The organism is Streptomyces sp. NPDC016459 (genome assembly GCF_040632845.1).
In the GTDB taxonomy this organism is placed as follows: domain Bacteria; phylum Actinomycetota; class Actinomycetes; order Streptomycetales; family Streptomycetaceae; genus Streptomyces.
Genome location: NZ_JBEYCR010000028.1, coordinates 24080 through 34190, shown reverse-complemented (window position 1 = coordinate 34190; position 10111 = coordinate 24080). Strand labels below are relative to the sequence as shown.

Here is a 10111-nt window from a genome sequence, read left to right as displayed (position 1 = left end):
ATCTGAGGGATCGGAGACGGCGACCAAGCTGCGGCATGGCCACCACCCTCGCACGTGGCCCGATCACCGTGAAGTCAAAGAGACAGGCTCTAGTCCGGCCAGGTAGCCGTCGGTGGGATGGGTGAAGGCAGGATGCTTCTTGAGCTGGCCGAGCAGGGTATCGAGATGTTTGTCGAAGAGATGGCTTTCGTGACGGGCGGAGGCCTGCCGGCGCTGGATGAGGTTGCGTTCGAGGCTGTCGAAGAGAAGCGGGTCGGGGTTCGCGCTGGTGAACAGGTCGTGTAGCTGCGGGTAGCCAGGCAATGGGTTGTCCTGTCCGAGGCTGGGTGGCGGAGTGTTGGGGCTGGGGGCTCCGAAGCCGTTGATGCTTTCCTCTGCGGCCTGGTGGAGGGCGGTGGCGTCGGGGTGGTGGGCGAAGTCGTGCTCGAGGGCCTGGCGCAGGTGGTGGAGCAGGCCGGCATGACGGGTGAAGGCGTCCACGACGACGGGATGGATGAGGGCGTGGAGACCGGAGGTCGGGCCAGAGGTGTGTACGGCGCGGCTGGCTCTGTAGATGTCGAGGACGTCGGCGAGGGTACGTGCGGCTTCGTACCAGCTGGGCTCGGCTAGGTGAGCTGCGGCGCGATGGAGGCGGGCAGTGAGCCGGAACCAGGCGGCTTGGGCGGTGCCGCGGGCGGTGAGCCAGGGGATGTCGCCGAGGCGGGCGGTCCATGCCTGGTGGTGGGCGGTGGCGTGCTGCAGATGGTGGAGGGCGGTGTCGAGCTGGTGGGGGCTGTTGGGTGTGAAGGCGAGCACGGCCTGGGCGGCGGCTAGCCAGGCCCTGGCGTCGGGTCGGGCTTCCGACTGTTCGATCACGTGGTGCAGGCGCAGGGCAACGTGGTCTAGGCAGGCTTGGGCCTGGGGGCCGTCGACGGCCTCGGCAGCCTTCTTGATCTGGGCAAGGGCGAGCTCGAAGCACGCGTCGGCGCGCAGTGGGTCGGGGAGGGATGCGTGGTTCTCGAGCCGGGTCAGGGCTGTCAGCAGGGCCGGATCGTCGAAGTGGCTGTGGGCGACGCCGAGGAGCACGGGAAGCATTTCCAGGGCGTCAGAGGGTTCCGTGGCGTCCAGGTCGGTCAGGATCAGCAAGAGCTGGTGGGGTTGCAGCGGCCGGTAATGGCCAGGTGGAGCAGCCCTGCCAGTGCGGGGCGGGCGAGGTGGGGGCTGGCCTGTGCCCTGAGTGCGGCTTCCGCGTGACCGGCGAGAAGGCGGCCGAGGTGTTTGGGCTCCATGGCCTGCAGCAGGGCGGCGTGGTTGCAGAGCGTGTCGAGGGCTTCAGCCAGAGTCCAGGCACTGTGGGGGTGGGCGAGCCCGTGCTGAAGAGCCTGGGTGATCGGGGTGAAGGTGCGTCCGGGGTGGATCGTGAACGAGTGCGCGGTGGCTGTGGCCAGAATGCCCAGGAGGGGCCCGCCGGCCAGGTGGGCGGCTTCGGCGGCGACGGCGGCCGGGCCGCCGAGGTCGTCCAGGCTGGGTCCGTTTTCCAGTTGGGTGTCGGTGGCTGTGCGGCTCCATGCGGCAAGAGCGTGTTCTACGGCCGACACGGTGTCTTCCTTCGGAAGGGTGGCGCGGGGCTGACGGTGGTGGAGGGGTGGTGGGGCTAGAAGAGGTGGGAGTGGGGGGAGGTGATGATCCTTTCTGTGGGGAGGATGCCGTCGACCATGGCGGGCTGGGCGGTGGTCAGGACGATCTGCAGTCGGGTCATCTCCTGGGCGACTGCGTGGAGTTCACTCACCAGTCGGCGTCCGTCGTCGATGGTGGTCTCCGCGGTTCCGATGGCGTCCACGAGCAGCAGTCCGGGATGGCCGATCGTGCCGCGCCGGCTGCCGACGCGCAGGAGCGCGATGACGGTAGCGAGCCGCATGCGCAGCCGGTCACCTGGGGGAAGCTTGCTGAAGGGCATTCTCACCCCCGCTTTGACGGCGGTGATGCGCCCGGTCCGGTGCAGTTGGACGGCGTTCAGGTTCGCTACGCCGAAGCGTGCGGCGAGGTCTCGGATCTCTTGATCGAGCTCGGCAAACAGGGCGCTGCCGGAACGTTCGACGCATTGGAGTAGTTGCTTGTGGACGGACTGCAGGATGGCGGCGTCGGGGTTGTGATGGCCGCTGGTGGAGGGTTGAGGGCCTGTTGCTTCGAGCTTGCCTTCCAGCGTTGCGATCGTTTTTTCTGTCTGGCTCAGTTGAGTGTGGAGCTGGGATGCGCTGGCGGTCTGCTGTACGAGCTGGGTGGCTTTGAGGTGAGCTTGGCGGGTGCGGAATTCCTTGCGCCGGGCCTGGGTGAGGGCATTGCTGACTTGCTTCTCGTCCTCTTCAGCGCGGGCGAGCTGTCGGGCGAGGTCAGCCAGTTCGGCTTCTACCGCGCGGGGATCGGCGTTGTCTGCTTCGGGTAGGGGTCGGGTGCAGGAGCGGCAGATGCCGTCGGTCAGCTCGTTCTTTTTGCGTTCGGGCCCCAGATCGCGCTGACAGCGGCCGCAGCAGTTGATCTCCGCCAAGCCCATGATCTGCTGGGCTCGGTGCGTCTCCAGTGCGTCCAGGTGACGCGCCTTGGCGTGGAGCCGTGTTTCCTTGGCCAGGTCTGCGGCCTCGGTGGCGCGCTCGACCTGCCGGATGGCGGCCTTCCATGCCTGGGTGGCTTCTTGCTGCTTGTCCCGTCGGGAGGCGAGCTGGATGAGGGGATCCTGGCGGCGCAGTTCGGCGGCGGCTCGCCGCTGTGTGCGCAGTTCCCGCTCCCACTGTGCGCGCTCGTTACTGCGTGTCCGGGCGGTTTCTTCAGCCCGGCGCCGCGCCAGGCGGTCCTGCTTCTCCCGTTGCCGGATGGCCACCTCCACACGGGAGAGGGTGGCGGTGTAGGGGACGTCGATGAACAGCTCTAGCAGTTGTCCGGGTAGGCCTGCCGTGGCGACGTCACCGAAGAGCAGGTTGGCTCCGCCCAGGTTGAGATAGAGGGCGCCGAAGTAGGATGCCCAGCCGTGTGTATGGGCTGCGCCCTCGCCGTCGTCGCCGGCGGTTTCACCCCACACCATGGTGGGTTCCAGTCCCAGGTCGCCGCGCATCACCGCGTCGATGAGTGCGGTGATCTCAGCCTGGCCGGTCGCGGTGCCAAGCAGTTGCTGGGTGTTGTCGGGCAGGTCGTCGAGTTCTTCTGGGGTGGCGCAGGCCCGGATGGTGCAGCGGGGCCGGCGTGGGTCGGCGGTGTCCAGCACGATCCGCAGTGCTCGGTATCCGGTACTGACGTCTGCTTCGATGCGGTGGACCCAGGTGCGTACGTCTTCGGGTAGCTGGCGCGGGGCGCCGCGTAGCGGCCAGACCGCGAACTCCAGGCAGCTGGTTTTTCCGACGTTGTTGGCCGGGTGGGTGATCGCCCATACTCCGGTGGTGAACTCCTGGTGCCAGGTGAGGATTTCACCGCCTGGTTTGATGCCGTCGACGCTTACCCGCGCCAGGTGCAGGTGCCTGCTTGCGGCCAGCGGGCTGGACAGCTGCACTCCTGTCTGCCGCAGGACAGCCTCTACCTCTTCGTTGCTGTGTCCGGTGCATTCGGCTGCTGCGGTGATGATTTCACTGGGAGCTGGCACCCCTGCGGCCAGCGCTGCTGCCCACTGTTGTTGACGAGGCGTGGGCACATGGGCGGTCATGCCCGCAGGCTGGTCCGTGCAGAAGAGCTGTTGCTGCTGCATCACCGGCTCCTTACCGCGCCGGGTGGGCGCAACTGTTCCAGGCGCTCGCGTGCCTGGCCGGCGATGGATGCGATGTAGGAGCCGATGGGGGTGTCGGCATAGTCGCGCTGCAGGTACTGGCGAGACTTGACGGCGCTGGGCCCCAGTCCTTTGACGAGGCCTACCACTGTTCTGGTGCGGTCGACGTACCAGTGCAGATGGGGTTCCTCGCGCACGATGGTGTCGGCTACCTCCCGGCCTCGTTCGCGCAGGTAGTAGTCGTGCTGGCCTACCTGATCACCTCGCGGAGTGTGCCGTTTGGCCACCATGCTCCTTTCGATCAGCATGCCCAGCGCCTCGTCCATCTGCTCGAAAGCGCCGAAGCGGTGGCGCAGCATCGGGTAGCGGCGCACATCAGGCTCGTCCGAGGACAGGATGTCCTGGGCCAGCCGCCAGAGGGCCGGGTCGTCGGGGTAGGCCTCGAACTCGGTCAGCAGCTCCCAGGCCAGGAAGTCGGGGCAGCGCACCCAGAAGTCGAGCTTTTGCAGGAGTACCTGGGTCCGAACCCATCCGACGGCGTCTGCGGGCGCGCGGGCATCCATGGGGACGGGTTCGGCTGCGGTCGCGATCAGCAGGAGCAGCCGTACAGCGTTTTGCCAGCGGCTGGCTCGCCGTGGTCCGGCTGTTTCCATGGCTGGTTAGCCAATCGTGTCGTTTTGCGCAGTGTCCAACTGTCGTCACACGCCAGGGTGAGATTCCGCCTGCCGCTCCCCCGCAGGTGTGCATCACTGACGTGAGGCTTACTGTCTCCTGCAGCAGGCCTCCTGATGGGGCTGGGTCGGTTCGGAGCCTTCGGCCGGGATCCTAGGATTGAGTTCGGGGTTTGGGGAGGCGGAGGTAGCGGGTGACGCAGGTCCTTGTTGTCGGTGTGGGTGACTTCAACGGTGATGACGAGGATGATGACGCAGATCCTCTGGCTCCTTCGAACACGTTGGAGGGGCTTCCTTCTGTGGCGCCGGCCGTTGCCGGCTTGACCGTGCAGCTGGCCAAGACACCCGGGCTGAACGTGCTGGGCGGTCAGGCCTCGCTTGATCCCGACTCCGACACGCTCACGTGTCTGTGGAGAGGGGCTCTTCGGCAGGCCCAGGCGAGTGCGGGCGCCGAGGCTCTCATCGTGCACTTCGCGGGGCACGGGGTGGCCGGGCGGGGCGGTCAGACGTTGTTCCTGGCATCGCGGGAGACGACGCGGAGGGGTCTGCCATGGACGGCTGCGCAAGTCGGAACGTGGCTGGCTGAGGCCGAAGCGGTGGTGGATGGACCGCCGGTATTGCTCTTGCTGGATGTGTGCGGGGCGGGCAGGGCCGTGGTGCAGCAGCTCCTGGACGGGATCAGGGCCGAGGACCGGCGTGCTTGGGTGATCGCGGCGTGCGCACCTGACGAGAAGACGTATCAGGCACGGTTCACGGTGGCAGCCGGCATGGTTTTGGAGCGGTTGCGTGAGGGGCGGCTGGACATCTCTCCCGCTGTCGAGCATGTACCGGTGGAGACGCTGGCGCGTGAGATCGACCGTGAGCTCGCCCGGTCGGCGGCTGTGGAGGACCTGCCGTCGCAGAGTGTGCTGCGGACGGCCCATCCGGAAGCCCGTGTGCCGGTGCCGCCCTTCCTTCTCAACCCTTCCTACCGGGCCACGGCCGGCGGCCAGTTCCGCCAGACTGTCGACCTGGGGCTGTGGCAGTTTGCGACCGCGGTAGACCCCGCGCTCGACCCGCTGCACTTCATCTCACGTGCCTCGGGAACCCCGCAGCAGCAGGACATCGCGCAGGGCTGCTTCTTCACCGGGCGCGACGAACAACTGGGGGCCATCAAGCGGTGGCTGGAAGGGCCCAGCGAACAGACCCTGATGATCGTCACCGGCAGCCCCGGCTCGGGAAAGTCAGCGCTGCTCGGTGTGGTGGCCTGTCTGGCCCACGCTCAGCTCCGTGAGGTGTCCCGGCAGGTCGCCGGCGCGGTAGGGCGGGATGTCAGGCCTGAGCTGGATCCCAATCTGGTGGCGGTTCACGCCCGGCAGCGGGGGCCCTCCGAGGTTCTCGCATCGATCGCCGCCCAGCTTGGGCTGGCGACAGACCCCGGACGAGGCTGGAGCGCTACGGCTCTGCTGAACCGAATCACTGACCATTGCCGCCGCCCTGTGACCATCGTGGTGGACGCCCTGGACGAAGCGTCCTTGGACACGGCGCTGGTAGAGGTACTGAGAGAGCTGTCGCGCGGACGCCGGCGGTTTGATAAGGAGGATCCCCACAGGGACCTGGTGCTGTGCCGGGTGCTGGTGGGAACGCGGCCGTGGTGGGACAGGTATGCGGAACTGCTCGAGGACCTGGCCGACGACGAGCAGCTCGCCCGTCTGGACAACAGCCTGCCGTGGGGGAAGAAGTACGTCTCCCTGATCAAGGAGCTGTCAGCCAGTGGGCTGCTGGTTGATCTGGACAGCATCTCGGCCGAGCAGCGGACGGCAGAGCTGACCGGCTACGTCTGTGACGTGCTGGAGACGTCTCGGACCTACAGTGGGCCCGGCACTGCCGAGGTCCGCAAGGCCACTGCCCGCGCGGTCGCACAGCAGCTGGGGTTGCGCCACAGGTCCGGAGCGTTCCTGCTCGCCTCGCTGTTCGCGCACTACCTCGTCCATCAGGAAACAGCCCCGAGTGTTGAGGAAGTGGTCAAGAAGGTTCCGGCAAGTCTGCCGACGATGCTGGATCTGCACCTGGACGTCCTGCAGCAGGAGCATCCCGCCATGTCCGCCGTGCTTGCGGCCGTGGCCCACGGATACGGGCAGGGCATGCCGCTCGAAGTGGTACACAGCGTTGCGCAGGCATTCGTGGCACCGGACTGCAAGGCGCCGGACCTGGACGATGTACGCAAAGCGCTGTCCGCAGCATCGTTCTACCTGCGGTTCAGTACCGATACCGACGGCCAGCGGTTGTACCGCTTCTACCACCAGAGCCTTGTCGACCATCTGCGCACCGCGCACGAGCGAGTGAAGCGTAGGGACATCTTCACGCGTGTTCTCGACACGGTTCCCGGCCCCGCCGAGGTGACCGCCCGCAGATTCGGGCTGGCCCTCCCCTACGTGCTGCGGCATGCCGCTCAGCACGCCGTGGATGCCCGAGCCCTCGACAAACTGCTGCTGTCCGCCTCTTACCTCGTCTTCTGCGACCCGCTGTTGCTCCAGGAGCACACACAAGGCCGCACGGTGCGCGGGCGGATCGCAACCCTGATGAGCCGTGCTGCGCTGTCGGCCGTACACGAACCGTGGCAGCGGCGCGAGTGGCTCAGAAACACGGCGACGGTATGGGGTGAGAGGTGGCTCGTCGAGGCGCTCGACGAGCTGGAGGAGCCCACAGCACAGCGTCCGCGGGCAGCAATGCTGGAGTTCGTTTGGGGCACGGCCGAGGCACCACCCGACAACACCGAGCTCGCCCATGTGGGAAACGTCGACCCGGTCCTCGTACGGTGCTCGCAGCGATGGCTGGCTGCCGGCGAGACCTACGCTGGGCAACTGGCGGTGTGGGACGTCCGTATGGGTGCTTTCCTCTTCTTTCTCCATATACCGGACGACGCCCTGCCGGACATGCTGTGCGGCGCATACGGGGTCTTCGGCACGCTCGTAGCGGAGGGGACGCCTGACGGCCATGTCAGGGTGTGGGACGTCAACACCGGGCAGGTGGAGATCACCATAGAGACAGACGTGGCTCCCCTCTCTGCGCTCGGCATTGTCGTGCAGCACGGCAGGGCGCTCGTCGTGGTCTGCGGTGGCGGCGAGGTCACCGCATACGACATGGAGGGCTCCAGGGTTGCTTCCCTGGACGTGATCGCCGACTGGCTGTCTGGGCTGGAGGCCGACGGGGACGTGGAAGACCTGTTCGAGCCCGACATGGACATCGAGGGCTACGACTGCACCGCAGTCGGCGCCACCGTACTGGATGGGGCTGAAGTCTATGTGGCCGGTGCTGTCGACGGCGCCGTCCACATCTGGGACGCAGAGGGCAAGAAGCACGTCGTATGGGCAGGAGGACAAAAGCCCATCACCAGCCTGCAGATCCTCACCGGTGACGGCGGGCCGTTCGTCGTCACGGGCGCCGAGGACGGCAACCGGGTGTGGGATCTGCGAACCGGGGACTCACGGTTGCTGGAGCGCGTCGAGACGGTCGCCTCCGGAGCAGTGACGCTTCACGACGGCATTCCGTCCTTCGCGTACTTCAAGCAGGGCACCGAGCTCCTTGTGCAGCCGCTCGACAGTGGTCCGGTGAGGCCTGATGGTGTGTGCCGACTGCCGCGAGGGCTTGATCGAGTCGATGCCCTGGCCACGGACGGCACACGCTGGGCAGCGGTGGGGCTGATGACCAGCAGGTCGTCCTCAAGGGTGAGGACCGCCCTGCTCTCCCAGCATGTCCACGGCGGCAAGACATCACTGCTGCCGACCACCAGGCATGACTTCCTCGTGGAGTGCGTCGCCGTAGCCAGGGCGGTCAGCCACGGGTGGCTTCCCGCTGTCAGCGTGGACGAAGGGGGCACTCTCATCGTCTGGGATGCTCTGACGGGCAGAAGGGTCTGGGTGCGGCAAGGCGTGAGCGTCAGCGCCCTCGAGGTGGGGCGCCTGGGCAAGAGGAATGTCATCTTCCTGAGTCGGGGCCGTGGCAGCAAGAGCAGGATCGAGTTTCTGGATGCTGCCAGCGGGAGGCCGGTCCGCAAATCGTTTTCACCACGTGACACGGTTCAGCAGCTGTTCGTCGATGATGCGAGCAAGGTCACCAGAGTCGTCGTACGCACCTTTGCTGAGATCTACACGATCGGTTTGAAGGAAGACGAGCCGGAACGGACGCTGTACAAAGAAAAGGACCTCAGGGTGGGCATGGCAGATTGCTCTGCCTGGAGGCGGGACGGCAACAACGACGTCGTGGCCGTCGCTGTTACGAAGTCTCGCAGCATCGGCTCGGATTGGGAATTTGACAGGATCCTGTCCGTGCACTCCACAACCGGCGTCAGGCGTGTCCTGGCCCAGGACACGCAAGAGCTGGTCGCCCTGGAGATCGGCCGATGGGGCGACCAGGATGCCGTCGTCTGCGGTGACGAAGCCGGTTTCATCGGGGTGCTGTGCCTGAAAACCGGGCGGGAGCTGGCGCACTTTCAAGCCCATAAGGAAGGCGTGTGGTCCGTGGCGCTCGTCAGGAGGGGCGAGGTACCTCTCCTGGTTTCCTCGGGTGAGGACCATCGTGTCCGCGTCTGGAATCCTCGTGAGCCTGGCGTAGTACAGGAAGAGATTGTCTTCCCTGACAGCCTCGGGACCATCGCTGCCAGCGAGGCGGGCGTCTTCGCCGGGTTCGGCACTCGGGTGGCGTTCTACACCTGGTCGGACCTGGCCGACCAGACAGACTGAGCAGGAGAGCGGGAAGCTGATGAGCCGCATTGTGGTCGTCCATGGGGTGCGCAACTACAAGAAGGGGCTGACGCCGGAACAAGCGGCGGCCAAGCTCGCCGGCCGCTGGCAGGATTACCTGGCGGCCGGATACAAGGACGCCGGCCTGGACCACCTGAAGGTTCCTGCGATCACGGCTGCCTACTACGCCCATACCCTGCGCGCCGCCGAGGGACAGGGATCCGTCGACGAACTCGACCAGCTCTCTCCGGCCCAGCAGCAGGCGATAGTGGAATGGCTGCGTGTGGTGGGCATGCCGACCGATCCGGCGGAAGGCCAGTCGTGGGGCGGTATGCCTGTGCGGCAGGCAATCGACCTCGTCGCACGCAGGCGGGGTATCACCGCCCAGTCCCTGGGCCGGATCGCGGTGGCGCTCATGCCGGAGGTCTACAGCTACCTCGCCTCCCCCGACCGCCGGCGCCGGGCCCGGGAAGAAGTCGCCCGGACGATCGAGCAGAGCGGCGCGAAGGTCGTCGTGGCCCACTCTCTCGGGTCGGTCGTCACCTACGAAGCCCTGCACGCCCATCCCGGTCTCGGAGTCGAGGTCCTGGTTACGGTCGGCTCTCCGCTTGGGGTACCCGGGGCCGTTTTCGACATGCTGGATCCGGCGCCCGACACGTCCGGCAACGGAACACGCCCCCCGGGCATTCGTCACTGGGCCAACATCGCCGAGGCCGGAGACCTGGTAGCGCTCCCCCGCCGCCTGGGCGATCGCTTCCCCGTCGACTCACACCATGAAGCCCACATGTCGACCGTTGACTTCCACACCCTCGACACCTACCTCGCCAGCGGTCTCACCGCGTCCGCGCTCGCCCCTCACTGCGACACGCTGTAGTCCGACCGGCTCACGATGCCCGTCGTCTGCCAGGTCAGACGGCCCGGTGGAGGCGAGGTCAAGGACGTTCCGCTGAGAAGGTAACGCGTGGGGCGAGGGTGCTCCGGCTGCTGGTGGG

The 10111-nt window shown here is 66.8% G+C and carries 6 protein-coding genes; 2 read left to right on the top strand and 4 right to left on the bottom strand.

Annotated elements, in window-relative coordinates:
* Positions 1-63 precede the first annotated feature (63 nt).
* From ABZ567_RS31655 to ABZ567_RS31640, 4 genes are read right to left on the bottom strand one after another with little or no spacing between them, the layout of a single operon-like run.
* Complete coding sequence (locus tag ABZ567_RS31655; protein WP_360796718.1) at positions 64-1125, bottom strand: hypothetical protein; 1062 nt, start codon at positions 1123-1125, stop codon at positions 64-66.
* Positions 1119-1577, bottom strand: coding sequence for a hypothetical protein (locus tag ABZ567_RS31650; protein WP_360796717.1), 459 nt, complete (start codon positions 1575-1577; stop codon positions 1119-1121). Before ABZ567_RS31650 ends, ABZ567_RS31655 begins: the two co-directional genes overlap by 7 nt.
* 56 nt (positions 1578-1633) lie before the next feature.
* A complete protein-coding gene (locus tag ABZ567_RS31645) occupies positions 1634-3709 on the bottom strand; it encodes a hypothetical protein (protein ID WP_360796714.1) in 2076 nt (691 codons plus the stop codon).
* Positions 3709-4380, bottom strand: a complete 672-nt coding sequence (locus ABZ567_RS31640; RefSeq protein WP_360796711.1) for a hypothetical protein — start codon at positions 4378-4380, stop codon at positions 3709-3711. The genes ABZ567_RS31645 and ABZ567_RS31640 overlap by 1 nt, the downstream gene beginning before the upstream one ends.
* Before the next feature lie 212 nt (positions 4381-4592).
* Here ABZ567_RS31640 and ABZ567_RS31635 point away from each other — a divergent pair, with 212 nt between their 5' ends.
* Positions 4593-9119, top strand: a complete 4527-nt coding sequence (locus ABZ567_RS31635) for an AAA family ATPase (RefSeq protein ID WP_360796709.1) — start codon at positions 4593-4595, stop codon at positions 9117-9119.
* A gap of 19 nt (positions 9120-9138) precedes the next feature.
* Positions 9139-9993 (top strand): serine peptidase, encoded by an 855-nt coding sequence (locus ABZ567_RS31630; protein WP_360796706.1) that lies wholly within the window; start codon positions 9139-9141, stop codon positions 9991-9993.
* Positions 9994-10111: the final 118 nt, after the last annotated feature.